Raw genomic sequence first — 26,183 nt, 5'->3', positions numbered from 1 at the left:
TTTCCCTCACCCTTGGCTTGAGACTTTTTACCTTACACTTGGCTCTTTTACAATAACTTTCTTGCTTTTTCCAAATCTTCCGGTGTGTCAATTCCTACTCCAACGAAATTGGTTTCTATCAGCTTGATTTTCATGCCATATTCCAAATAACGGATGCATTCTATTTTTTCTGAAATTTCCAAAGGTTTCATTTCTAATTTTGAAAACTGAAGCAAAGCATGTTTTCTGAAAGCATAAACTCCGATATGTTTAAAATAATTGATGTCATAAGAAGTTTCTCTATGGAAAGGAATCACAGAACGGCTGAAATAAAGCGCAAAACCATTATTATCAGTAATTACTTTTACGTTATTAGGATTTTCAATTTCTTCTTTTTCAGTGAGTTGAATTTTCAAAGATGCTAAAGAAATTTCCTGATTATCATCCTGTTTAAAAACTTCAATCAGTTGCTTCAGAGGTTCTAATTTTAGAAAAGGTTCGTCACCCTGGACGTTGATTACAATGTCGCAATCAATGTTTTGCACAGCTTCTGCGATTCGGTCACTTCCCGTTTCGTGTTGGCCCGTCATAACGGCTTTTCCACCATTATTTTTTATTTCTTCAAAAATAATTTCAGAGTCTGTAGCTACAAAAACTTCATCAAACAAACCTGTTTCCACGACATTCTGATAAGTAGTCGTAATGACGGTTTTTTCACCTAAAATCTGCATCAGTTTTCCGGGAAAACGGCTTGCTTCGTAACGCGCGGGGATGACGGCGATTATTTTCATATATTTTCTTTACTTTCTAATTAAAATCAAAATTGTACAAAATACAAATCGTTTGCAGCCCGACTTGAGCGGAGCTCTTTTTGCTGTAACAAAGTGAAAGCAAAAAAGCGGGAGTGGAAGGCGGAAAAAGCTGCCATAAAAATAAAACTGTTCATGAATATTGCCTTAAAATTCCAAAAAGATCGCCGAAGTACAAATCTCCGGCAATTTATATGATTTTTTCTAAAACTCAAATTCTCCTATTGATAATTTTGCTGTCACTTTCTCATTTATTTTCTTTTCGGCTCTGGAAAACGAAAATTTTTCGTTCCTGTCTTCAGTCTGAATAATAGAGGTACACTTCCGCCATCACGGTTTTTGGTCCCGAAAGTATATCCTGCCTTTCTCCAAAGAATTGTCTTGATTTATTATTTCCTTTGATCGCTTTCTTCAGTAAAAAAACTGTTTCGAACCAAAACCTTGTGTAAAATCGAAGTTAAAAAAATGTTGACTCTAATGAAAGAATCAACATTTTATAAAATTTTAAAAAATTAATTTATTTCAAATTATTTAAAGCATTTTCCAATTTTGGCATCATTACTTCAATTTCAGTGATATCTAAACCACCCACAGAAGCTCTGAACCAAGGCTCAGATTTTGCCTCTCCGAAAGCTGAGAAAGGAACTAAAGCTACACCGGCTTCATTGATTAAATAAAATACCAAGTCTGAAGAATTTTCAATCACAGTTCCGTCAGGTTTTGTTTTTCCGATATAATCCAATTTGATTGTCAGATACAATGCTCCCATTGGTTCGATGCTTTCTACAGCAAGACCTTTTCCTTTCAGATCCTGAATTCCGTTGTGAAGAACTTTTAAACTAGCTTCAAGCTTTCCTTTAAATTCATTAACGAAAGTATCCACATGATCAGAGTTTTGATAATATTTTGCAGTTGCTTCCTGCTCAGGTTTTGGTGCCCAAGCTCCAACGTGAGTAAGAAGTGCTTTCATTTTATCAATGATGTTTGCAGGACCAAATCCCCAACCAACACGTACTCCGGTTGCAGCAAGACATTTTGAAATTCCATCAATATAGATCGTAAATTCTCTCATTTCCGGGAAAAGTGAAACAGGATCAACATGCTTTGCTCCAAAAGTAAGATTTGAGTAGATCTGATCATACATTATGTACAATGGCTTTTCATCTGCTCCTCTTCTTTTGTTTTCTTCTAAAACAAGCTCGCAGATTTCAGAAAGCTGTTCTTCTGTAAACATCGTTCCTGTAGGATTCAACGGAGAGCAAAGTGCCAACAAAACAGCGCCGCTCAAATGAGGTTTAAGCTCTGCTGCAGTTGGTAAAAAGTTATTTTCGGGAGTTGTCTTTACTTCGATTGCATCTGCTGAAGTAAGATATGCGTAATGGTTGTTGTTCCAAGAAGGAGTTGGATAGATCACCTTATCGCCTTCGTCAACAATTACTTTGTAAACTGCATAAATCAATGGTCTTGAACCTGCTGTGATTAAAACATCATTCGCATCATAGTCAAGGTTCCATCTTCTTTTAAGATCATTAGAAACCTCTTTTCTTAAAGATAAAAGTCCGTTTGCAGGCGGATAATTTGTTAAATTATTCTGATACGCTTTCTGAATTTCTTCTTTCAACTCTGCCGGAATCGGATACAGATTAGAATTCAGGTCGCCAATGGTAAGGTTGGCTATTTCTGCTCCTTTTGCCTTTAAATCATTTACTTCATTACCAATTTTTACAATTTCAGAACCGATCAGGTTCGCCGCTAATTTTGAAACTTTCACTTTTTTTATTATTAGAAATTAGAATTTAGAAACTAGAAATTAGATTTAAAACATCATAAAAAATGCAATGAATCTAATTTCTAAATTCTTATTAATTTAATTGAAGATCTTTTCTTACTTCCTCTATCTTTGCTTCTAAAGCTTTTAAGGTTGATTTAAAATCTTCTTTTGAGTTTAAATTTTGTTTTACAGAAATATAAAATTTGATTTTAGGCTCTGTTCCTGAAGGTCTTACGCAAACTTTTGTTCCGTCTTGTGTGTAATAAATTAAAACATTTGATTTTGGAATATCATCCATCGCATGTTTTTTATTTTCAGAGACCACAAAATTAGTTTGCTCTTTAAAATCTTTAACTTCTTCCACTGGTGAACCAGCCAATGATTTTGGAGGATTTTCACGGAAATTCTTCATCATATTCTGAATTTCTTCCGCTCCGTCTCTACCTTTTCTTACTAAATTTACCAAACCTTCATAATACATTCCGGTTTCCTGATAAATTTCGATAAGATATTCATACACCGTTTTTCCGTTGGCTTTGCACCAAGCTGCAATTTCGCAAGCTAAGACAATACTCCCGCAAGAATCTTTGTCACGCACAAAATCTCCGGTCATAAATCCGAAACTTTCTTCACCACCGCAAATGAATTTTTCCTGACCTTCAAAATCACGGATCATTTTTCCGATCCATTTGAAGCCTGTCAATCCGACTTTGCAGTCAACTCCAAATTTTTTGGCAATATCAAAGAAAATATCTGAAGTAACAATTGTAGAGCCGATAAATTCTTGTCCGGTAATTTTATTTTGTTTTTTTAATTGGTCTAAAATATAATACGTCAAAATTGTATTACACTGATTTCCGTTCAGTAACTGAATTCCGCCTTCCAGATTTCTTACCGCAATTCCCAATCTGTCACCATCTGGATCAGTTCCGATTACGATATCTGCGTTTGTGATTTTCGCTAAATCCATTGCCATTTCCAAAGCTGCAGGTTCTTCCGGGTTCGGAGAATCTACAGTCGGGAAATTTCCGCTCGGAATCATTTGTTCTTTAACTAAATCAACCTTTTTGAAACCGGCTTTTTCCAAAGCTTTTGGAACAGTAGTATAAGTCGTACCGTGGATTGATGTGAAAACGATATTCAAATTACCTTTTCCAACATCTTGGTAAGTAGAATTTTCGATACAGGCATCGATATAAACATCATCCTGCTCCTCTCCGATCCATTCGATCAAATCATCGTTTCCATCAAATTTAATTTCTTCAAATTTCACAGAATATACCTCATTGATAATCGCTTCATCATGTGGCGGAACGATTTGTGCTCCGTCGTTCCAATATACTTTGTAACCGTTGTATTCTGGTGGATTATGAGAAGCTGTCAACACAATTCCACCGTTACATTTTTTGTCACGAACGGTGAAAGATAATTCAGGAGTTGGTCTGTGATCTTTAAAAAGAAGAACTTTAATTCCGTTGGCTGTTAAAACATCAGCAACCAGTTTTCCGAATTCTTTTGAGTTGTGACGAACGTCATACGCAATCGCAACCTTGATTTCCTCACCTGGAAATTGCTGTAACATATAATTCGCAAGTCCCTGTGTTGCTTGACCTAACGTGTATTTATTTAAACGATTAGTTCCAACACCCATAATTCCACGCATTCCTCCAGTTCCGAATTCTAATTCTCTATAAAAAGAATCTTCCAAATCAGGAGAATTGCTGTCGATTAACAATTGAACAGCATCTTTTGTTTCCTGATCAAATGTATCTGAAAGCCATAATTTAGCTTTATCGATGGTTGATATTTCTGACATTATTTATAGTTTATTTATTATTGTCCAACAGGTTTATTACCAATATAAGCAGGTATGACAACTGCAACGCCTACTATTCCTACGATCAGAGGAATTGTTTTTCCTGTACTTGATTTTAAAATTTTATTAATATTACTTTTCTCAATCTGAACTTCTGAATTTTCTTGTTTTCCGATAATTGCATTTTCGGTCTGGTTTAAAAATTCAAACTGTCTTATTTTATTTCCGTCTTTTGTTTCAATTATATATTTTGAATTATTTCTTAAAACAGAATAATCATAATTATTTTTGGAACTCACTTTTGTTGATACACAAGATGTTGAGCACGTTGCGATCAGTATTAAAAATAGTAAAACAGTTTTCATCTACTTATACAAATACATTTTAGAAATTCTACTGAAGCTTTTTATTCTCAACTCTTGTCGTTTTATCAACCTTAAAAGCTCTAATCGGATCGTTATAATACAAAAACTTTGCTGTATTTTGTATATTTCCTTTCAATGAATCTTTTACGTTAACTTCTGCATAATTTCCGTTTTTGGAATCTATGTTTAAATTAACGATTTTCCAATACGGAGCAATCAAACTTGCTGTATCTGAGATCTTTATCACTGCATCTTTAGTTTCACCCAAAAAATTAGCACGGCTTCGATTCATCATTTCAATTTCTGCTCTTCTCGTGTTGACCGAGCCCATAAAAGTAGCATTATTTTTTAAATTGAGTTTAAAATTATCGGTTTTAATTTCGCTCGAAATATTCATTTCAACAGAATCTGAAAGAGAAACTTTTTCTAAATTATATTTGGAATAAATGGTCACATTATAAAAATCCACTCCTTTTGTACCCCTATTTTCTTTGATAGAAAGTGTTTTCTCATCTACATCAACATCCAGATTATCAGCAATATTTGGATAAGTTTCTATTTCAACAAAATTTTTCGGACCTCTTGCATAGAATACTCGGAATTTTCCGTCTAAATCTAAATTCACAAACTCTTCAACATCAATGTCTTTTTTTTCAAGATTTCCTTTTGGGGAAACTTTCCCGCAAGAAACCAAAGCTAAAATTGAAAGCACATAAAAAATCTTTTTCATCTTATATCACTTCGTCAATATTATAATTTTTGTGCTCTCTGTTTGTTCTGATGATCATTTCACCCAAGAATCCTGCGATGAAAAGTAAAGTTCCCATCAACATCATCGTTAATGCAATGAAAAACCAAGGATTATTAGTAATTAGATGTCCATAAATCCCTCTTGCAACATCAATTAATTTTGAAACTCCCAACCAAAGTGCCGAAAGAAAACCGATGATGAACATTAAAGTTCCAACAGCACCAAAGAAATGCATCGGTCTTCCACCAAAACGGCTTACAAACCAAAGTGTTACCAAATCTAAAAACCCACGGACGAATCTTTCAGTTCCAAATTTTGAGGTTCCGTAAGGTCTTGCCTGATGCGGAACTTCTTTTTCGGTAATTCTTCTGAAACCCGCATTGGCAGCCAAAACCGGAATATATCGATGCATATCTCCGTAAACATCGATTGATTTTACAACTTGTTTTTTATAAGCTTTCAGACCACAATTAAAATCGTGAAGATAAACTCCGGAAACTTTTCTTGCAGCTGCGTTAAATAGTTTTGACGGAATATTTTTAGTCATCACATTGTCAAAACGCTTCTTTTTCCATCCGGAAACGATGTCATAATTATCTTCAATCACCATTTTGTACAACTCAGGAATTTCTTCCGGAAAATCCTGCAAATCGGCATCCATTGTGATAATGACATCACCGTTTGTTCTTTCAAAAGCTGCATGTAAAGCCTGGGATTTTCCATAATTTTTGGAAAATTTTATTCCGTGGATCTGTGGATGCTGTACTTTTAAATTCTCAATAATGCTCCACGATAAATCTGTACTTCCGTCGTCGATGAACCAAACTTCGTAGGATAAGTTGCCTGTTTTGCAAACATTATCAATTCTTGTAAAAAGCTCCTCAAGAGATTCTTCTTCGTTAAGCAACGGAATAACTATAGATAAATTCATTTAATTTCAATAAAAAATTACTCTTCAATGATTTCTTCGGGCATTGTTTTCTTTCTGAAAAACGCCCCGAAAAATACTGACAAAACTACGTAAAATATAAGAATTGCGGCAAAATATCCTGAAAAATGACTGGCTGTCAACATATCTTTTCCTTTAACCGTTTTAGGGTCAAATCTCTGAAGACCTTCCTGATATTTTTGCTCGAGTTCATCAATGTCTTTTTGATGTTTCAGAATTTTTTTAGCAGAATAATATTCTTTATCCAATTCTGATTTTTGTCTCTGAACATACTGATAATTGAGCAATTTTTTCGCATCGGTATCTATATAATTCAGGAATGCAAAAATACTCACAATTGATAAAATTCCGCCGATAAACATTGGAGTAAAAGCTCTTTTAAACGCTTCTCTGAAGCCCATTCTATGGTCATTCCAACGGGATTTTACAGACCAGAATGCCGCTAAAGCATAAAAAATCGGCAAAACAAACGCATTTACTTTTAAAGAGGTATCGAAATACGTGATTCCTGAGAAAAAATAGTATACTACAAAGAAAATCAGCATTGTAGCTCCAAATAATAAAATTCCTAATGTGGTTGGACTTTTCGTCATAATTTAATTTTTTCGAAAAAATATTGAAAAATATTGCCCTAAATTTCAGCAGTTTAGCTCTGACAAAGCATTTTTAAATAGTTTTTTCTGTAATAATATTTCCAAATTTATAATTAATTCCTATCTTTGCAACGGCAAGTCCTAAACAACCAGCTCCTGAGAATCCTCCAGGGTGGGAACGCAGCAAAGGTAATTGGTCGTAGCGGTGTGATTTAGGTAGCTTGCCATTTTTTATTTTTATAAGTTAAGAGATTAAGATGATTTTATTTAAATTACTTAATCTCTTAATTTTTTTGTTATATATCGAAACTTTCGCCCAGTTTTGGAAGAATCAGTTCCACATTCTTTTCGCTGAAATTTTTCATTGCACTTTCATGATTAATTTCAATCGCAGGAAATGTATCAAAATGACATCCGATCACTTTCGGAGTTTTCAATAATTCTGAAGCTGCAAAAGCTGCTTTTCTTGAACACATCGTGTAATGACCACCGATCGGAAGAATTGATAAATCTAAATTTCCGAATAATTGTGGAAACAACTGCATATCTGCCATTACTCCCGTATCTCCTGCCAAATAAACATTCTTACCTTCAGGAAGTCTGAAAATATACCCTACAGGAACCCCACCATAGCTACCGTCAGGAAACGAACTTGTATGATGAGCCGGAACCATAGAGATTTTAAGATCATCGATTTTTGCAGACCCTCCCAAGTTTACATCATCTTTATTTTTAGCATCCTTGAAGTAAGCACAAATCTCAGGCTGACCGATAATTGTAGCTTCCGGATAATGTTGCAACACTTCTTCTACATCGGCAATATGATCTCCGTGAGCGTGAGTCAAAAGAATATAATCTATTTTCTGAGCTGAAATATCAAATCCCGATTCTGCTTTTTTATAATTATAAAACGGATCACATAAGATTGTTTTTTCCTTGTAAGTGAATAGAAAACAGTTTTGTCCTAAATATTGTATTTTCATTTTATTTATTTTGAATTATTTTAAACACTAATAGCACTAATATTTTTCACGAATTACACAAATTTCTAATTTTAGAATAAGCAAAAAATTAAATAATATTATTTGAAAAAATTAAGTCCGATTGCAGTCATTACCGCCATCATAAACGTAAGAATTCCAACCTGTTTCAAAAACGGATCAAGTTGTTTTGGCTCTTTTACTTCCATAATTTTTCTTCTCAGTTTAGCAAATGGAATAATTAAAATCATCACAATAAAAACGTAGTAATTCTGTGACTGCAAGAATCCGTTTAATGCTAAAAATATAAGAATTAATATCAATGGAAATTGTAATAAAACCATTTCGTAGATCATGGCATTTTTAAAACCGATTCTCAAAGCAAAACTATTTTTTCCTGATAATTTATCACTTTCTATATCTCTCATATTATTGAGATTAAGAACCGCCATACTCATCATTCCAACAGCTGTTCCAGGCAAAAGCATGTCCCAACTGAATGTTTTTGTGAATAGAAAATAACTTCCGCAAACAGAAACCAATCCGAAAAAGATAAATACGAAAAGGTCTCCTAATCCCATGTATCCGTATGGTTTTTTACCTACTGTATACCCTATTGCAGCTAAAATACTTGTTAATCCCAATCCTATGAAGATGTAAAATTCATTCATATATTCCGGAATAAAAGCGATGTACAACAAAGCAATAGTTGCCACAAAAGACAATATGGAAAATAAAATTACAGCATTTCTCATTTGCTTTGCCGTAATTTTCCCGGAAGCTACAGCTCTTGTCTCTGCCTCAGATGCTCTTTTTGCATCGGTTCCTTTTATTCCATCGCCGTAATCATTGGCATAATTTGACAAAATCTGATACAATAAAGTTACCAAAAGTGCCAAGGCAAAAATTTTCCAGTCCCAGGCTCCGCCTTCACCCCAAAGTCTCCACTTTGCGATGAATGAGCCCATAATAATTCCGCTTAAAGAAAGCGGTAAAGTTCTCAGCCTTGCGGCTTTTATCCAATCTGACATTAAATTTTATTTAATTATTCTTAGAATTTTCAATTTTATAAATACAGTAATTCAGCAGTTTTCTGATTTTCAAAAAATCTAAAGCTACTATTTTAAAATGTCCGGCAGACGTATAAAAAGTGATACTTCCTAAGTTTGTTTTTCTTTGCCAAAAATACTGAGAAATTTTCACAGTCTGAAGTTTTTCCACCTCAAAAGTTCGGTAATCTACATCCCAAATTCCTGATTTTAGTCTGATAAATCTTTCGTTAAAAAACAATGTTAAATTTCGAAATGAAAACAAGATCAATATTTCTGTCAAAACAGTATAAATTACCACTAAGAACCAGTAGTTTATAAATAAATCTTTCTCTATGATGAAAATTAAAAATAATGGCAGAATAATCCATTGAAAATTATTTACAATAATTAATCTGAAATTAGGTTTTAAATAATTGCTGAAAACCGGATCTTCATTCCAAATCGATGAAGTGAGTTTTCGTTTTTCAGCTTTGTTGATCCCGGGAATTGCCGAGACATTTTTCTCGTCTTCATTTTTTCCGATCTGCAAAAATTTCACAAAAGAAATTTTCATTTTTTTCTGAAGCCAATTTTGCGTTTCGGTCACAACCTGTACTTTCGACTTCGTTACAATAGAATTTTTAGTATTAAACAAACCAAATTCAAATGAGAAACTCTGAATATTTTCGGTAATTTTAAAATTGTAATATTTAATCAGTGTGCGAACCGCATTAATCAAAATACCTAAAATCATAACCACCAAAACAAGACCGAGTACCATCGGAATAGAAAATGCAAGAACCTGAGATTCAATTGTATCATAATCCAATTCTGCATCGAATTTTGCTTTTTTCAAAAGATTATTAATTTCTGAAAAACCATAAATTACCAAACTTACCAAAGCAAAAAAACTCTGAATATAATTGGCTGTGATTCCGTATTTCAACAAGCTATATGTTGAAATTTTTATTTGTCGAAGGTCTTTTATTTTTTCTTTTGCAGGAACTTCTTCCGACTGATCAGTAATTGTTTCGGCTTTTGATTCTAATAAAAGATATTTTTTGAGATCAACTGCATTTTGTTTAGAAAGCGCAGAAATCTTCACCTCTTTTTCAGAACTTCCGGGCGTATCAATTTCGAGCTTGTAGATATTAAAAAACCGATGAACGAAAGGTTGAGAAATATTGACCTCCTGAATATTTTCTTTTTTTATCTTGGTTACCGATCTGTTGATGATTCCTTCGTGAATCACAAACTCTTCGTTTTCTGCATCAATGTAGTATGTAAAATGATAATATTTCAAAATTGCCGAAGCAATGAGAATCAATAAAGCTGCGATAATTGCAACGATAATAATCCATGAATTTACTCTGTCTTTATTCACAAAAAAAAGAATGACAAAAACCCATAAGTTTTTTATAACCATTCCTATATTATACAGAAAAAGAAGGACAATACCTGTTTTTGACTGTCGTTGAGGCTGAAAAAAAGAATTATGCTTCTTTTCCATCTTCAGTTTTTTCTTTCGAAATACTTTTCCGAATCAAATTGTTAATTCCCTCTGCAATATCTTCCGGTAATCCATTGACAGTAATATCACCACCGTTTATTCCGGCTGTGAAGACAGATATTGATTTTAAATTTAGTATTTTCGAAAACCATCCCTGTTCTACTTTGATATGCTGAATTCTGTTGAACGGAACAATAATTAAACTTCGTTTCAGCCAACCATACTGATAAACCAAATCCTTTTGGCGAACTGCATATTTTCTGAATTTAAAACCAATAACAGCATTCAGAAAGAGAAAAATGATCATCAGAAAAATTACGATACCAATCGCCAAAACCTGAATCAAACTGAGATTGAAGTAAAAGAAATAAAAAGCCAAAGAAACCGCTCCGATTAATACAACCGAAAATAAGCTAAGATTCAATAGAATAATCTTGAGATATTTTGATGATACTGAAGTCAGTTTTACATCACTGAAATCAGGAATATCCAGATCAAAAATCTGAGGGTTTTGAAAGTTTTGCTCCATATTATATGAATCTCTCACAGATTGTACAGATAAAGCAGACTTTATTGTTTATGATCTTCAGAATTCGATAAATCTGTGAGAGTTTAAATTGTTGATTAATTTGAAAAAACAAATTAATCATGTGATATTTAAGAAATCCATTGATCTTTTCCGAAATCAGGCTTTCTTTTTTCAAGGAATGCATTCCTGCCTTCTTTTGCTTCTTCCGTCATGTAAGCCAGACGAGTTGCTTCACCTGCAAAAATCTGCTGACCGACCATTCCATCATCAGTTAAATTCATTGCAAATTTCAGCATTCTAATAGAGGTAGGAGATTTAGCTAAAATTTCCTGTGCCCATTCATAAGCGGTATCTTCTAATTCTTCGTGAGGAATTACGGCATTTACCATTCCCATTTCCAAAGCTTCCTGAGCTGAATAATTTCTACCTAAAAAGAAAATTTCACGGGCTTTTTTCTGTCCGACCATTTTTGCCAAGTAAGCAGAACCATAACCACCGTCGAAACTTGTCACATCGGCATCTGTTTGTTTGAAAATTGCGTGCTCTTTACTTGCTAAAGTCAAGTCACAAACTACATGAAGAGAATGACCGCCACCAACTGCCCAACCGGGAACAACTGCAATTACAGCTTTTGGCATAAAACGGATTAAACGCTGAACTTCTAAAATATTTAAACGATGTCTTCCGTCATCACCTACATAACCTTGCTGACCCCTTGCATTCTGATCACCTCCGCTGCAGAAAGCCCAACCTCCGTCTTTCGTACTAGGTCCTTCACCCGAGAGCAAAACAACACCTATCGAAGAATCTTCGTAAGCATCATAAAAAGCATCATATAATTCTGAGGTTGTTTTTGGTCTGAAAGCATTACGAACTTCAGGTCTGTTGAAGGCAATTCTTGCAATACCATTACATTTTTTATAGGTAATATCTTCGTATTCTTTGACGGTTTTCCACTCGATCATTTTGTAAAAATTTTTCCCAAAGATACGGAATTGCGGAGAAATTTTAAGGTGATTTTTGATCATAATCGTGTGTAAACTTGTTGAATTTTGAGTCTTTAAAAGATATTAATCATAAAAAAACCGAAACAAATTGTTTCGGTTGATATTAAAATTCAATTGCTTGAAATTATTTTGGCTGTTTAGCCTCAAGTTCAGCTTGTTTAGCTTTCATTTCGTTTGCTTTTGCCTGATTTTTTGTTATGCTATAGATCTCTCTCAAAGTTGATACAGCATCAATATTTTCAGAATTTGTCTGATACCATTTCTCTGCGTAAGGCAAAGCTTTATTAAATCTATCTCTTCTTTCTTCAATTAACTTTGTAGCTTCATCCGGATTAGATTTTCTTAAAGCATTGATACTTTCAACCGCTTTAGCATCATCACCAATGAGTGTATATACTAAATTTTGATTAGCATTGTTAGATAATTTAGGATCATTAGAAGCGAGTTGAATTGCTTTTTGAAATGAAGCAATCGCATCGTTTGCGGTGGCGGGATTTTTCGATTGCAAAACTCCTAAATTGTACCAATTGGTTCCATCATTAGGATTCTTGGCTAACTGCTCTTTCAGATTTGCCATAAATTTATCGGTATTCCCAGTTGCATACAAAGCTGAACCTTGATACTCTTTCAATTTTGCATTGTTAGGATATTTTGCCAAACCTTTCTCAATAATTGCTAAAGCTTCGTCATTCTTTTTAGCATTTAAAAGTAATGTTGACAAAGTTTCGTACAAATCCGGTTCAACACTTTTTGTCTGCTCAGTTTTGAAATCTGTATAATCTTTTGAAGATGATTTTTTTAGCAAATCCCAAGTATTTTTATCAAGTGTAGTTACTTCGCCTGTCTTTATGGCTTTTGCTGTATACTGTGTTTGTACTCCTGTATAACCCGAATTAATTAAATCAGTATAAATTTTTATGGATTCATCAATATTATTTGCAAGAGCATAGCTTAATCCTGCATAATACATATAGATTTTATCGTCCTGACCATTTGCTTTCATCAAATTATAAACCTCTAAAAACTTTGGTGCAGCTACGGTATAATTTTTTGCCTGATAAGCATCCATTGCTGCTTTATTAGAAGCCTGTAATTGCGCATTTACATCTTTTGCATCTTGCTTCTGTCCGAAAACAAATGCTGATGAAACGATAGCTATACCTAAAATTAGCTTTTTCATAATAACAATTTTTTTTTATATTAATTATTCTTGAGAGTCTGAATTTTCAGTTTCGTCTGCTGAATCTTCATTTTCAGTATTGTTTTCTATTTCCGGAGCATCATTTTCGTCTGTAGGAATTGCTGTTGCTTCTGTACCTTCTAAAAGTTCCTCTTCTTCCACAACGTCTTTATCCATTTCAACTTTTGCGATGGCTGCAATTTCGTCATTCTTTTTAAGATTGATCATTTTCACACCCTGAGTATTTCTACCCATTACACGCATCTCATTCATATTCATTCTGATGGCAACTCCAGATTTATTGATAATCATTAATCCATCTTCATCAGTAACATTTTGAATAGCAATAAGATTACCTGTTTTTTCAGTGATATTTAAGGTAATAACTCCTTTACCACCTCTGTTGGTAATTCTGTAGTCTTCAACAGCAGTTCTCTTACCATATCCTTTTTCAGATACCACAAGAACTGTATCATTTTCCAAATCGTTCACAACAATCATACCAATTACCTCATCATTATCTTCCATGCTGATCCCTCGAACTCCGATAGAACCTCTGCCTACTTCTCTTACTTTTGCTTCAGGAAAACGGATACATTTACCATTCTTTGTAGCAATCATGATCTCAGAAGTTCCGTTTGTAAGATATGCACCAAGCAACATGTCATTATCTCTGATTTCAATTGCATTGACACCATTCACCCTCGGTCTGGAATACGCTTCAAGAGACGTTTTCTTAATGGTACCGTTTTTGGTTACCATTACCACGCTCATCTGATTGACGTATTCAGCATCCTTTAAGTTATTGGTTCTGATGTAAGCTTTGATCTTATCATCCGGCTCAATGTTGATTAAGTTTTGTACAGCTCTTCCTTTTGCAGTTTTAGAACCTTCAGGAATTTCAAATACTCTTAACCAGTAACATTTACCTTTTTCTGTAAAGAACAACATATACTGGTGATTGGTCGCAGATACGATGTATTCTAAGAAATCGGAATCTCTTGTCGTAGCTGCTTTATTACCTACACCACCTCTACTCTGAATTTTGTATTCTGAAAGCAATGTTCTCTTCACATATCCTGCATGAGAAATAGTTAGAACTACCGCTTCGTTCGGAATAATATCTTCAATCGACATTTCACCTCCTGAATAATCGATTTCCGTTCTTCTTTCGTCGCCGTATTTTTCTTTAATTTCAATTAATTCATCTTTAATGATCTGGAATCTTCTTGGTTCGTTTGCCAAAATATCTTCCAAATTATTAATTTCTTTCATAATCGCTTCATACTCATCACGGATCTTGTCAAGTTCCATTCCTGTCAAACGAGCCAAACGAAGATCCAGAATCGCCTGAGCCTGAAGTTCAGACAAATCAAATTCCTGAATAATTCCTTCTTTTGCCGCTTGTGGAGTAGCACTGTGACGAATAATAGAAATAGCTTTATCTAAAGAATCCTGAGTACCGATCACCTTCATGAAACCTTCAAGAATGTGCGCTCTTTCTCTCGCTTTTTTAAGCTCATATTCCGTTCTTCTTACGATGATAACGTGTCTGTGCTCAACAAAATGATGGATAATGTCTTTTAAATTCAGCTGCTCCGGTCTTCCGTGTACCAACGCAATATTGTTGACACTGAAAGAAGTCTGAAGCGAAGTATATTTATATAATAAGTTTAAAACAACATTAGGAATCGCATCGTTTTTCAATTCATAAACAATACGCATCCCGTTTCTGTCAGATTCATCTCTGATTTCGAAGATACCTGGAATTTTTTCGTCTTTCACCAACTCAGCTGTTCTGGCAATCATTTCAGCCTTGTTCACCTGATAAGGTATCTCAGTTACAATAATAGCATTTCTGTTATGAACTTCCTCAAAACTTACTTTTGCTCTCAAAACTACCCTTCCTCTTCCTGTATGGAAAGCATCTCTTACACCGTCATATCCATAGATGATTCCACCTGTTGGAAAATCGGGAGCAACGATGTGCTGCATCAATTCATCAATTGTAATTTCTCTGTTATCGATGTATGCAGTGATTGCGTCAACGGCTTCAGATAAATTGTGCGGAGCCATATTGGTTGCCATACCTACTGCAATACCTGAAGTACCGTTTACCAAAAGATTTGGAATTTTTGTAGGCATCACGCTTGGTTCCGTTAAACTGTCATCAAAGTTATTCTGAAAGTCTACCGTTTCTTTATCAAGATCTGATAATATATCGTCTGAAATTTTCTTTAATCTCGCTTCGGTATAACGCATTGCTGCAGGCGGATCACCATCCATTGAACCAAAGTTACCCTGCCCGTCAACCTGTGGATAACGTAAACTCCACGGCTGAGCCATTCTTACCATTGCATCGTATACAGAAGAATCTCCGTGTGGGTGATATTTACCTAAAACATCCCCTACGATTCTTGCAGATTTTAAGTATTTTCTGTTTGAAAAAACCCCTAATCCATACATACCGTAAAGTACTCTTCTATGAACAGGTTTCAAGCCATCTCTTACATCCGGTAAAGCTCTTGAAACAATAACGGACATTGAATAATCAATATAAGATGACTTCATTTCATCAACGATGTTGATAGGAATCAATCTTTCTCCTTCTTTTTGCATATATAACTTTTATTGTAATGATAATCAGATGTTTAAAAAACAACCTGAAAACTATTTATTTTGAATATTTAATAACGGGCTAATTTACGAAAATTTTACCGATTTTTGCCGAACTATTTATTCAATAATCTTAAAAATTCTTAAAAAATGAGCGTATTGAGCATTACTTTCCATTGTACAAAAAACAATATCGGAGAATGGGAAAATTACGTTGACGACACGTTGGTTCTGATGACTGAAAATCTAATGGATGTGGAAAAATATATCTTGTCTGAAGTGCACAGTGACTACATTGATGACGGTAAAAACTATAATCTTCTTCTGATTTTTGATGATGATGAAAAAAGGACTGAGTTTATCGAAAGTGAATTATTAAATATCTCTGAAAGAATCGAAAATAAATTTGGACAGGATGTAATGATCTTCACTACTTCTTTAAATCCTAAGAAAAAGAAAATTTAGGTGTACTCTAGTAAAAATACTTTTAAACTAATAAAATAATTAGGCTGTCTCAAAAATAAGACAGCCTAATTATTTATAAATTTACTACAACAACCGGTCTGCTATGATAAACTCGAGGTTGTCTATACCTCTTTTGAACATAATATCTGCGAGGTCTTACAGGTCTATAATGATGCTTTTTGTAATAATGCCTAGGAGCCTTGTGGTACGCAACTCTTTTATACTTTACTTTATGATGTCCTCTATGATGATTTTTGTATGAGTGAGGATGGTGACGTTTTTGGATCGGTTCTGCCTGATAAAATGCTACAGCAAAAATAACTAAGAACACTCCAATTACTTTAGATAAAAATTTCATAATGATAATAAATTTAAAGTTAGCTTCTCAAAAATTACAATACTGATGCCAAAAATTGAGAAGATTAAAATTGAATCACGGAATATTCCCTAAAATAATATGTATAAACCTTTATCTATTTCTGTTACTGGGATGACGTTCTTTTAGCTCTTCTACTTTTTTATCGTGACCAGGTGGCATTGGTCTTCGGCTGGGATGTGGAACACATGATGAAAAAAATCCTGCAATAACTATTATTACGACTATATTTTTGATAGGTTTCATAATCTTTGAAATTTAATTGACGATATTAATGATACAATCAAAATGCCAAAAGATTATTACTGTAATTTTAAAAAATATTTAATTTAAATCCTACAATATATTAGGGCTTCTTCTTTCCAACATCACAAGATCTTTCCAATCACCATGAAGTTGACCCACTTTTTCACGAACCCCTACATTCCTGAAACCATTTTTTAAATGAAATTTAATTGAGGCTTCATTCTCCGGAAAAATATTGGATTGTAAAGTCCAGAATCCATGGTTTTCGCTGTCGATAATGAGTTTTTTCAACAAAAGTGTACCCAAACCTTTTCCTACAAAATTTTGGTCAAAATAAATACTTACTTCAGCCACACCTTTAAAACATTCTCTTTTGCTTACGGGCTTTAAAGCACACCAACCAATCACTTCGCTCGTTTCAATTTCCAAAACCCAACGACAGTCGTTGATGAAACTGGTATTCCAAACCTCAACGTTGGGAAGTTCGGTATCAAAAGTCGCAATTCCGCTGTCTATACCTTGTTGAAAAATTTCCATTACACGAATTTCGTCTTTAGGAAGCATTTCTCTTATTTCGTAGTTCATTTTTTAATGATATTTTCTTTTATTTTTTCTCTTAATTCTCGAATAATGCGTCTGCTTGTCTTTCTCGTCCTCCGAAATCACACTTATATTTCCGTCAACTTCCAGAATTGCGAGTTTTACATTCTCAATAGTTTCAATTCCGTGTTCTCGGACTGCTTCGTTGATTTCGTCAAAGGTAATTTTTACTTTTCGCAAAGCGACATGATCTACAGTTCCGTCCTTCACCAAAATTACAGGATCTGCCTCCATGAAACTGGCAAATGAGCGGTTGGAAAACATCAGTCTTTTTAATGTAAAATTAGCAGCAAACAAAACCAAAGCAGCAACAATTCCGCCTTCAAGCGATGTATTTTCGCCGACCATTGCATTCTGCACTGCATTTGAAATTAATAACAGCAAAACAACATCACCCGCATTGAGCTGTGAAAGCTGATTTTTCCCAAACAGACGAATCGCAATTACCATAAAAAGATAAACGCAAAGAGAACGGACAACAACATCGAGAATAGAATTCACACTATGAAAATTTGAGATCAAATGTATACAATTCACGGAAATAAAAAAACTGCTTTTTCAAGCAGTTTAAGGAAATTATTATATAGTTTATTAACAATTAATTCTGATTATCTGTTGTTAATGTCAACTCTTACCGGCATTACGAAAGATGATGCGATCATATTTTCATTAAGTTTGTTTGCATCAATCTTGTACTGAAGGTGACTTAAAACATTTTCAATTTCTTTGCTTACATTTTTACAGTCTCCTTTTGAACGTACATTAACGATTTTTCCGTTTTCTGCAATATCAAATTTCACTTCAGAATTTACAACGCCCTGCTTATAATCAGAGTTTGTAAAGTCAAAATTTGCAATTAATAAATTTCTGATTTCATTGAAGGCGTCATTTTTATTTAACTGAACTTCCTGAATGGTATTGCTAGAAGTCGTTTGAGCTTTTACATTTCCTGCGATTGCTGTTAATCCTAACACGAAAAGAGAAGCAACAAATATTTGGATTTTATTTTTCATATGTAGATTTTTTTATTGTTTTTAATTGTCATATGTTATCACCACCTGTTTTAGTTTTTTACATAAAAAGTGTAAATAGTGATTTCATAAGTCTTTGATTTTAAATTATATATTAAACTTGTTTTGATTTCTAATTCAAAGATATAAAAAAATATTCATATTAATTTCACATTCAGTTAATATTGGGTTAACATTAAAATTTAAAACCTTGATATTCAATTAATTAAATTTAAAAAATAATTGAATTGTTAACATTGGAGTTTGGATTATGTGCATAAAAAAGGCTAAACATCATCAGTTTAGCCTTTTTATATTGTGTTTGCCATTCCGTAGGAATCTCGACAGTGAATTTTAAAGTAACAGTTTAGATTCCTACGGAATGACAAAGATGATGGTTAAAAATATGTGTTTAAATTTTTAGATTTAAATTTATTACATCTCCTTCTTCAAATACTTCCCTGTCAAACTCTTCTTCGATTTAATAATTTCCTCAGGAGTTCCTTTGGCAATAATCTCACCACCATACTTCCCTCCTTCAGGGCCAACGTCAATAATGTGATCTGCCAACTTGATGACATCCATATTATGTTCGATGATGATGAATGAATTTCCTAATTCTACCAACTTATTGATCGCATCCATCAAAATTTTCACATCTTCAAAATGAAGTCCGGTTGTTGGCTCGTCAAGAATATATAAAGTATTTCCGGTTTGTCTTTTTGCTAATTCTGTTGCTAACTTAATACGCTGCGCTTCACCTCCTGAAAGTGTGGTCGATTGTTGTCCCATTGTGATGTAACCCAAACCAACATCCTGTAAAGTTTTCACTCTTGCAAAAATCTTAGGAATCGGCTGGAAGAAATCTACCGCTTCATCAATCGTCATATCCAACACATCAGAAATTGATTTTCCTTTGTAACGGACTTCCAGTGTTTCTCTGTTGAAACGTTTTCCGTTGCACGTTTCGCAATGCACGTAAACATCGGGTAAAAAGTTCATTTCAATGACTTTCAAGCCGCCTCCCTGACAGGTTTCGCATCTTCCGCCTTTTACATTGAAAGAAAATCTTCCGGGTTTGTAGCCACGAATTTTACTTTCAGGCAATTCAGAAAATAAATTCCTGATATCGGTAAACATTCCTGTATAGGTTGCAGGATTTGAACGGGGCGTTCTTCCAATCGGAGTCTGGTCTACATCTACAATTTTATCAATGTTATCAAGACCTTCTACTTTTTTGTATGGCAAAGGTTCCTGAACGGCTCTGTAAAAATGTTTGTTCAGAATCGGATATAAAGTTCCGTTGATCAGAGAAGATTTTCCGCTTCCTGAAATTCCTGTCACAACAACCAGTTTTCCTAATGGAATATCAAGCGTTACATTCTTGAGATTGTTTCCTGTAGCACCTTTTAAGACAATACTTTTACCATTTCCTTCTCTTCTGACTTCCGGAATGGCAATTTTTCTTTTCCCGTTGATGTAATCTGCAGTAATTGTATCTGCTTTTAATAAATCTTTCGGTTTTCCCTGCCAAAGAATTTCTCCACCGAATTTTCCGGCTCTCGGACCAATATCCAAAACCTCATCGGCTTCCATGATCATATCTTTGTCATGCTCTACCACCAACACAGAGTTTCCTATGTCGCGAAGATTCTTTAGTGATTTGATCAGTCTTTCGTTGTCTCTCTGGTGCAAACCGATACTTGGTTCATCCAGAATATAGAGAACATTCACCAACTGAGAACCAATTTGCGTTGCGAGACGGATTCTTTGAGATTCTCCTCCAGAAAGCGTTTTTGAACTTCTGCTGAGACTTAAATATTCTAAACCTACATCCAGTAAAAACTGAAGTCTGGTTTCGATTTCTTTTAAAATCTCGTGAGCAATAATTCCATTTTTTTCTGAAAATTTATCTTTCACATCTGCTAACCATTCTTTCAGATCAGATAAACTCAAAGCATTAATTTCAGCGATATTTTTTCCGTCTATTTTAAAGCTTAAACTTCCGGGCTGAAGACGTGTTCCTTTACATTCAGGACAGGTTTCTTCGGTCGTAAAATGTCTTTCAAGCAAAATACCTTCATAAGATTCTTTTTCATCGATGATTTCTTCCATAAAAGGAATCAAACCATCAAAACTGATCTTTATTTTTTTGGTAATTCCTGCGTATTTCAGGTCTTTATTAAATTCTTTATGACAACCATGATACATATAATCCAGAGCTTCCTGCGGAATATCTTTAAACGGAGTCGTCAATCCCAAACCAAATATTTCAAGAATATTTTTGATCTGAGCTACAATCCATTTATTCGATTTAATATCTTCTAAAGGCAATAAACCTCCCTGGTTGATTGATAATTTAGGATTTTCAACAAAATAATCGGTATTGATTTTTTTAATTGTTCCTAAACCTTTACAGCTTGGGCAGCTTCCTTTCGGTGAGTTAAAAGAAAACGTATTCGGTTCCGGTAAAGCCAATGAATGACCTGTTTCGGCATCCATCAAATTTTTTGAAAAATATTCGATTTCTGTACTCCCAAGCTTTTGAATTCCGATTACGCCTTCACCCATTTCCATTGCGGTTCTCAGTGATTTCTCCATTCTGGCTTCGGAAGCAGATTCACCAATGATCCAACGGTCAATCACGATATCGATGTCGTGGGTTTTGTAACGGTCGAGTTTTAGATCATACTCGATATCCTGCAATTCACCGTCAATTCTTGCCTGTCCGTATCCTTTTTTAGCCATCTGAACAAAAAGTTCGTGATAATGACCTTTTCTCGAACGGACAACAGGCGCCATCAACATCAGCTTTTCGCCTTTGTAGTTTTCTTTAATGGTATCCAGAATCTGATCTTCCGTATAACTCACCAATTTTTTTCCTGAAGATAATGAATAAGCATCTGAAACTCTCGCAAACAAAAGTCGAAGATAGTCATAAAGCTCAGTCACCGTTCCGACAGTAGAACGTGGATTTTTATTAGTCGTTTTCTGCTCAATCGCAATTACGGGAGAAAGTCCTTCGATTTTATCTACATCAGGACGTTCCAAACCTCCTAAAAACTGACGGGCATAAGCAGAAAAAGTTTCTATGTAACGACGCTGGCCTTCGGCAAAAATGGTATCAAAAGCCAATGACGATTTTCCGCTTCCGGAAAGTCCGGTAATCACGACAAGTTCGTTACGCGGAATTTTGACATCAATGTTTTTAAGATTGTGTTCTCTGGCTCCGTAAACTTCTATATATTCTTTTGATTCACTCATAATTTGGGGTGACCTTACATGAAAATCACGATTTGCAAAATTACGGAATTTTATGGAATTTCTTTAGCTAAAAATAGTATCGATTAAAATCATAATATCAAATATTTTTAAACAAAATTATTTTTCTATATTATCATTATGTTCCCAATTTCAATCAAATTGATGCAAGTCTAATAGTCTGTAAAATTAGCAAGATTTCCAGATAAAGATATTTTAGTTTTTAATAGTTAAAAAGTGAACAAAATCTACATTCCTTAAAATATGCTAACATCTGTAAGTGATTTATATGTTAAATATAAATTTACACTAGTTGAATGAATAATAAAACAGAAATTTGATCATTTTCATGAAAACAGAGATTAATATATTTTTGCATCAAACTCATTTTTCAATCCAGGATTTTGAGCTTTTACCATGATAGCTAATAAACTCAGAAAGAAAATCTAAATTGGGGCTATTGTGCTTTTTATAAAAAAACTTTGATAATATGATAATAAAATATAAGAAGCAAATACTCAATATATTAAAGATATAAAGCAATTAACTGAACTATTCGTTTTCAGGAATACGGCAAACCTTTTCTTTTCAAACTATTCTCAAAACCATATTTTTACTGAAATAATTCATAAAATACTTTGAATTATCATATTATATTTTAATGACTTAGAAATTAAATATAAAAAACTGCTCATTTATAAATTTCAGATTAATGATGCAGCTTAAAATTCATAAACCTTCAATAAATAATGATTCAATTAGCTCAAAGCTTAATATTACATTCCTACCTATTTAATAATATTCTGCTAAGTTATCATTGAAATTTTGAATTGTAATGTAACGAATTTAAGTTAAGCATATGCTGATAAAAAAACTATTAAGACTACCATTGTATTTTGTTCTATTTTTAATCCTTTCAGAAAATCTGAATGCACAAAACCCAGAAAGCTATAACAAAACTTACAATAAAACTTATTTAGAAACGTCTCAGAAAAATTTTAAAAAAGCTTTATTAGTTGCAGATTCTCTTTATATTAATTCAGAAACTCCAAAATTCAAAGCAAAGAGTCTTATGCTTTCTGCAACTCTTCTACAACAATATGGTGATGATAAAAAATCATTAGAATATGCTCTCACAGCAGAACAGTATGTTGCAAATTCTGAGGATTATGTGTTGCAATCAAAGATTTATGGCTTTTTATCTTCTCAGTATCGAAGCCTCGGATTGTTTAGTCAATCTAAAAATTACGTTATTAAATCTGAGTATGCAATCAAAAAAATTGATAATATACTCATCACTAATAATCTGCTGGCTTTTGTAATGTTGGAGAAAGCCTACTATGAGATAAAGTTTAAAAATTATAAAAAAGCACTAAATTTTATTTATAAATCAGACAGTCTTTTTAATGCTTCGGGGAATAAAAAGCTCTTTCTGATTGCCAATAATAGGCAGGTTGAAGGTCTTTGTTATGATAGATTAGGCAATTATAATAAATCTCTTACATGCTATAGAGCTGCGGAATCTATTTTAGAGTTAATGCCTGATAATTATTTAAAAGGCTTAGTATTTAGTGGAATTGCACAAGTATACATAGAAACAAAAAATCTTAAAAAAGCAAAATTATATTTTAAAAGAGCGGAAAGCATTGCTGAAAAGTCTAATCATCTCAGCTTAAAAAATGAAATCTATGACACTTCTCAAAAATACTATTTTGCTACAAAAAATATTGAAAAATTAGCAGAAGTAAAGATTAAACAAGATTCAACAAGGGAGAAAATTTCACATAACATATTAGCATTTATAGATAAACAATATAACGAGTCACAACAAAAAAATACAGATGATGAAAAAAAATCTACTACAAATACTCTTTTATTGATTTTGCTTATTATATTGTTTACTATATCTACTATCGTAAGATTTTTAGACAACAGGAAACAAAAAGCCCATGTGAAAAATCTAGAACAAAATTTTTATCAAGCACAAGAGAAACATCGAGAATATATTAATTTGAAAGAAAGTATTCAAAAAAACAATGATAACACAGAAGTCATTCCTGTTCTTGAATATGACCAATTTTCAATGATGACACCGGCTACCGAAAAAAAACTTCTAGCTAAACTTGAAAAATTTGAAAACTCTATCCTTTTTACACGAAATTCTATATCTCTTCCCTATTTAGCAACTTACTGTGATACTAATACCAAATATTTATCCTATATAATCAATAATTTTAAGCATAAAGATTTCAATAACTACATCAATGAGCTACGCATCAATTATATTATTGGAAAGCTCAAAAGTGATTCAAAATATCAGAAGTATAAAATAGCAAGTTTAGCTGCTGAAGCAGGTTTCTCATCCCAAAGTAAATTTGCAACTGCATTTAAGAAAATTACGAATACCTCTCCATCTCATTATCTGCAGACATTAAAAGATAAAAAAAATGACTAATATCTTTTAAATCATTCAATTTTCTTTTATAAAAACCACGAATTTACATTTATTCATTTTTTTTCAAAAAAAACAAATTAAAACACTATAATTCAATAACTTAAATAGATTATTACAGCATCCATTTTCCCGAATTAAAATAAATCATTGTTTGTCTAAGTAATTTTACAAATGTACTTTTGAAACATAACAAAAACACAAATTCACAAATATTAATTCTGAAAACACAAAAAATACAAATAAAATATACAGTTCTAAAATCTACAAACAAATGAAAAAACAATTTATTTTTTTAAGCAGTCTAATCACCGGATTTACTTTTTCGCAAGTAGGAATCAATACAGAATTTCCCAAAGCTACATTAGATGTAATAGCATCGCCCACAGATCTTAGTAAAACAGACGGATTTATTGCTCCACGACTAAAAGGCTCTGAGCTGAAAGCAAAAGACACCAACTATGCGGCACCGCAAACGGGTGCAATTGTATATGTTACCGAGGCATTGATGCCCGCCGACACATCATCAAAAACGTTAAATGTAACAGCAGTAGGCTATTTCTATTTTGATGGAAGTATTTGGCAAAAAATGACCGGAACGGGAACAGCTTTTACAAGCCCATGGAATTTGGAAAACACAACAGCAACAGCTACTCTGAATAATCAGAGTATTTATCAAAATGGCAATGTGGGAATAGGTAATTTCTCGTCAGCTAATCCTATCGCAAAATTAGATGTGCGTGGTGCTTTGCGAGGGGGAACACCACACGCAGATGAACTTAATGGCAGCTCTTTAATTGGAGTAAATTCTACTGCGTTAGGGCTGGAAAATAAAGCATCCGGCTTAACTTCTTCTGCAATTGGCTGGAGAAATGTGGCAAGTGGTGACAGGTCTCAAGCAATCGGAAATTTCAATATTGCCGGTGGAGAATATTCTTTTGCAGCAGGACCCCAAAGTTCAGAAGCTACAGGATATATATCAACTGCAGTTGGGTTTTATGCGAAAGCTAGCGGTTATGGCTCGACAGCAATTGGTATACAGCCTGAATCCAGCAATATTTACAGTGTTGCTGTTGGTTTGAATGCAAAAGCTAGTGGTATCTACGCTCTAGCATTAAGTACACATACGGCTGTTGCAAGCGGAGATCAGTCCGTAGCCATTGGAGCCTATACAACTGCTGCAGGAAATGCTTCGACTGCTATGGGAAGACAGACATTAGCAGCCGGATTTGTTTCAACTGCCATTGGAGAAAGAAATGCTATTCGAACAGGATCACTTACTTCCACACCCGTACAGGATGATGCTTTATTTCAGATAGGTAATGGTAATTCTTATACACCACCTTACACTTTCAATAATGCGATGACTGTACTTAGAAATGGTAACACTGCAATAGGCGTAAATGGTGAAGAAGATGATGCAAAACCGACTGAATTATTAGACTTAGGAGGTACACAATTTGCAGGAAGAGGTGGTCTAAGAATCCGAAATATCAATGCAGCTGCTTACACAGGAACATCAGCAGACAGAATTGTAGTTGCAACTTCTACAGGTGTTATAAAATCTGTAACAAGAGCGTCTGTTTCTGCCGCAGATTTTAATTTTAGTACCCTTCCAACATATGCTAATGATGCAGCTGCGGCTACAGGAGGTTTGGCAGTTGGTAAGTTATACAAAACAAGTACTGGCGAAATCAGAATTAAATTATAAGTAAATTTAGAATTCTATTCAGACACCCTTAAATATTCTAATAAATTAAGCAATACAAATTTTCAACTTGTAATCAGGCTATTTAGATTATTTTAATAATATTGACTGTTGTTAACTTTTAAGTTAATGACAGTTTTTTTATCAAAATGGTGGAAAGAAATTTTTAATATTGTTTG

The 26,183-nt window shown here is 33.7% G+C and carries 21 protein-coding genes and 1 other RNA gene; 4 read left to right on the top strand and 18 right to left on the bottom strand.

Annotated features, from left to right (window positions below; genetic code table 11):
- Positions 1-47: 47 nt before the first annotated feature.
- The 7 genes from kdsB to K0R77_RS09210 all read right to left on the bottom strand — a co-directional run bounded on the left by kdsB (position 48) and on the right by K0R77_RS09210 (position 7,033).
- Positions 48-770 carry a 3-deoxy-manno-octulosonate cytidylyltransferase gene (gene kdsB / locus K0R77_RS09240; RefSeq protein ID WP_300351511.1) on the bottom strand — a complete coding sequence of 241 codons (723 nt, stop codon included), beginning with the start codon at positions 768-770 and terminating at the stop codon, positions 48-50.
- A gap of 535 nt (positions 771-1,305) precedes the next feature.
- Positions 1,306-2,559, bottom strand: a complete 1,254-nt coding sequence (locus tag K0R77_RS09235) for an aminotransferase class I/II-fold pyridoxal phosphate-dependent enzyme (RefSeq protein ID WP_300351509.1) — start codon at positions 2,557-2,559, stop codon at positions 1,306-1,308.
- Between the two features lie 91 nt (positions 2,560-2,650).
- A complete protein-coding gene (locus K0R77_RS09230) occupies positions 2,651-4,366 on the bottom strand; it encodes a phospho-sugar mutase (RefSeq protein WP_300351732.1) in 1,716 nt (571 codons plus the stop codon).
- A gap of 26 nt (positions 4,367-4,392) precedes the next feature.
- The gene (locus K0R77_RS09225; protein WP_300351507.1) at positions 4,393-4,674 is read right to left on the bottom strand and encodes a hypothetical protein; all 282 of its coding nucleotides are present in this window, start codon (positions 4,672-4,674) and stop codon (positions 4,393-4,395) included.
- A gap of 94 nt (positions 4,675-4,768) precedes the next feature.
- The gene (locus K0R77_RS09220) at positions 4,769-5,470 is read right to left on the bottom strand and encodes a DUF2807 domain-containing protein (protein ID WP_300351504.1); all 702 of its coding nucleotides are present in this window, start codon (positions 5,468-5,470) and stop codon (positions 4,769-4,771) included.
- Position 5,471: 1 nt separating this feature from the next.
- On the bottom strand, positions 5,472-6,422 hold the full coding sequence (locus K0R77_RS09215) for a glycosyltransferase family 2 protein (RefSeq protein WP_300351502.1): 951 nt from the start codon (positions 6,420-6,422) through the stop codon (positions 5,472-5,474).
- A 17-nt stretch (positions 6,423-6,439) separates the two neighbouring features.
- The gene (locus K0R77_RS09210; RefSeq protein ID WP_300351499.1) at positions 6,440-7,033 is read right to left on the bottom strand and encodes a DUF4199 domain-containing protein; all 594 of its coding nucleotides are present in this window, start codon (positions 7,031-7,033) and stop codon (positions 6,440-6,442) included.
- 132 nt (positions 7,034-7,165) lie between these two features.
- On the opposite strand from K0R77_RS09210, the gene ffs reads away from it, so the two are divergent.
- Positions 7,166-7,263, top strand: an RNA gene (gene ffs, locus K0R77_RS09205) — signal recognition particle sRNA small type.
- Positions 7,264-7,329: 66 nt separating this feature from the next.
- Here the strand turns inward: ffs and K0R77_RS09200 are convergent.
- From K0R77_RS09200 to gyrA, 7 genes are all read right to left on the bottom strand, one after another.
- Positions 7,330-8,016 (bottom strand): metal-dependent hydrolase, encoded by a 687-nt coding sequence (locus tag K0R77_RS09200; RefSeq protein ID WP_300351497.1) that lies wholly within the window; start codon positions 8,014-8,016, stop codon positions 7,330-7,332.
- Between the two features lie 98 nt (positions 8,017-8,114).
- Positions 8,115-9,044 (bottom strand): 1,4-dihydroxy-2-naphthoate octaprenyltransferase, encoded by a 930-nt coding sequence (gene menA / locus K0R77_RS09195; protein ID WP_300351494.1) that lies wholly within the window; start codon positions 9,042-9,044, stop codon positions 8,115-8,117.
- 10 nt (positions 9,045-9,054) lie between these two features.
- The gene (locus K0R77_RS09190; RefSeq protein WP_300351491.1) at positions 9,055-10,554 is read right to left on the bottom strand and encodes a PH domain-containing protein; all 1,500 of its coding nucleotides are present in this window, start codon (positions 10,552-10,554) and stop codon (positions 9,055-9,057) included.
- Complete coding sequence (locus tag K0R77_RS09185) at positions 10,538-11,083, bottom strand: PH domain-containing protein (protein WP_300351489.1); 546 nt, start codon at positions 11,081-11,083, stop codon at positions 10,538-10,540. Before K0R77_RS09185 ends, K0R77_RS09190 begins: the two co-directional genes overlap by 17 nt.
- Positions 11,084-11,211: 128 nt before the next feature.
- A complete protein-coding gene (locus tag K0R77_RS09180) occupies positions 11,212-12,048 on the bottom strand; it encodes a 1,4-dihydroxy-2-naphthoyl-CoA synthase (RefSeq protein WP_300351729.1) in 837 nt (278 codons plus the stop codon).
- 166 nt (positions 12,049-12,214) lie between these two features.
- Entirely contained in the window at positions 12,215-13,270 is a 1,056-nt protein-coding gene (locus tag K0R77_RS09175; protein ID WP_300351486.1) for a tetratricopeptide repeat protein, read from the bottom strand.
- 24 nt (positions 13,271-13,294) lie between these two features.
- Entirely contained in the window at positions 13,295-15,889 is a 2,595-nt protein-coding gene (gyrA, locus tag K0R77_RS09170) for a DNA gyrase subunit A (RefSeq protein WP_300351483.1), read from the bottom strand.
- 147 nt (positions 15,890-16,036) lie between these two features.
- Here gyrA and K0R77_RS09165 point away from each other — a divergent pair, with 147 nt between their 5' ends.
- Positions 16,037-16,351, top strand: coding sequence for a DUF4286 family protein (locus tag K0R77_RS09165; RefSeq protein WP_300351480.1), 315 nt, complete (start codon positions 16,037-16,039; stop codon positions 16,349-16,351).
- Between the two features lie 712 nt (positions 16,352-17,063).
- On the opposite strand, the gene K0R77_RS09160 is transcribed toward K0R77_RS09165, so the two are convergent.
- The 4 genes from K0R77_RS09160 to uvrA all read right to left on the bottom strand — a co-directional run bounded on the left by K0R77_RS09160 (position 17,064) and on the right by uvrA (position 21,847).
- Positions 17,064-17,558, bottom strand: a complete 495-nt coding sequence (locus K0R77_RS09160; protein WP_300351477.1) for a GNAT family N-acetyltransferase — start codon at positions 17,556-17,558, stop codon at positions 17,064-17,066.
- A 3-nt stretch (positions 17,559-17,561) separates the two neighbouring features.
- Positions 17,562-18,074 (bottom strand): DUF421 domain-containing protein, encoded by a 513-nt coding sequence (locus tag K0R77_RS09155; protein ID WP_300351474.1) that lies wholly within the window; start codon positions 18,072-18,074, stop codon positions 17,562-17,564.
- 107 nt (positions 18,075-18,181) lie between these two features.
- Positions 18,182-18,586, bottom strand: coding sequence for a hypothetical protein (locus K0R77_RS09150; protein ID WP_300351471.1), 405 nt, complete (start codon positions 18,584-18,586; stop codon positions 18,182-18,184).
- A gap of 432 nt (positions 18,587-19,018) precedes the next feature.
- Positions 19,019-21,847, bottom strand: coding sequence for an excinuclease ABC subunit UvrA (gene uvrA / locus K0R77_RS09145; RefSeq protein ID WP_300351468.1), 2,829 nt, complete (start codon positions 21,845-21,847; stop codon positions 19,019-19,021).
- Between the two features lie 856 nt (positions 21,848-22,703).
- Between uvrA and K0R77_RS09140 the strand changes: the two genes are divergently transcribed.
- Together K0R77_RS09140 and K0R77_RS09135 are read left to right on the top strand one after the other, a co-directional pair.
- Positions 22,704-24,299, top strand: a complete 1,596-nt coding sequence (locus K0R77_RS09140; protein WP_300351466.1) for a helix-turn-helix domain-containing protein — start codon at positions 22,704-22,706, stop codon at positions 24,297-24,299.
- Positions 24,300-24,570: 271 nt separating this feature from the next.
- Positions 24,571-26,007, top strand: coding sequence for a hypothetical protein (locus tag K0R77_RS09135; RefSeq protein ID WP_300351463.1), 1,437 nt, complete (start codon positions 24,571-24,573; stop codon positions 26,005-26,007).
- The last annotated feature ends 176 nt before the right edge of the window (positions 26,008-26,183 follow it).

It is taken from the genome of Chryseobacterium sp. (assembly GCF_029240215.1).
Taxonomy (GTDB): domain Bacteria; phylum Bacteroidota; class Bacteroidia; order Flavobacteriales; family Weeksellaceae; genus Chryseobacterium.
This window is presented reverse-complemented; position numbering and strand designations above follow the sequence as displayed.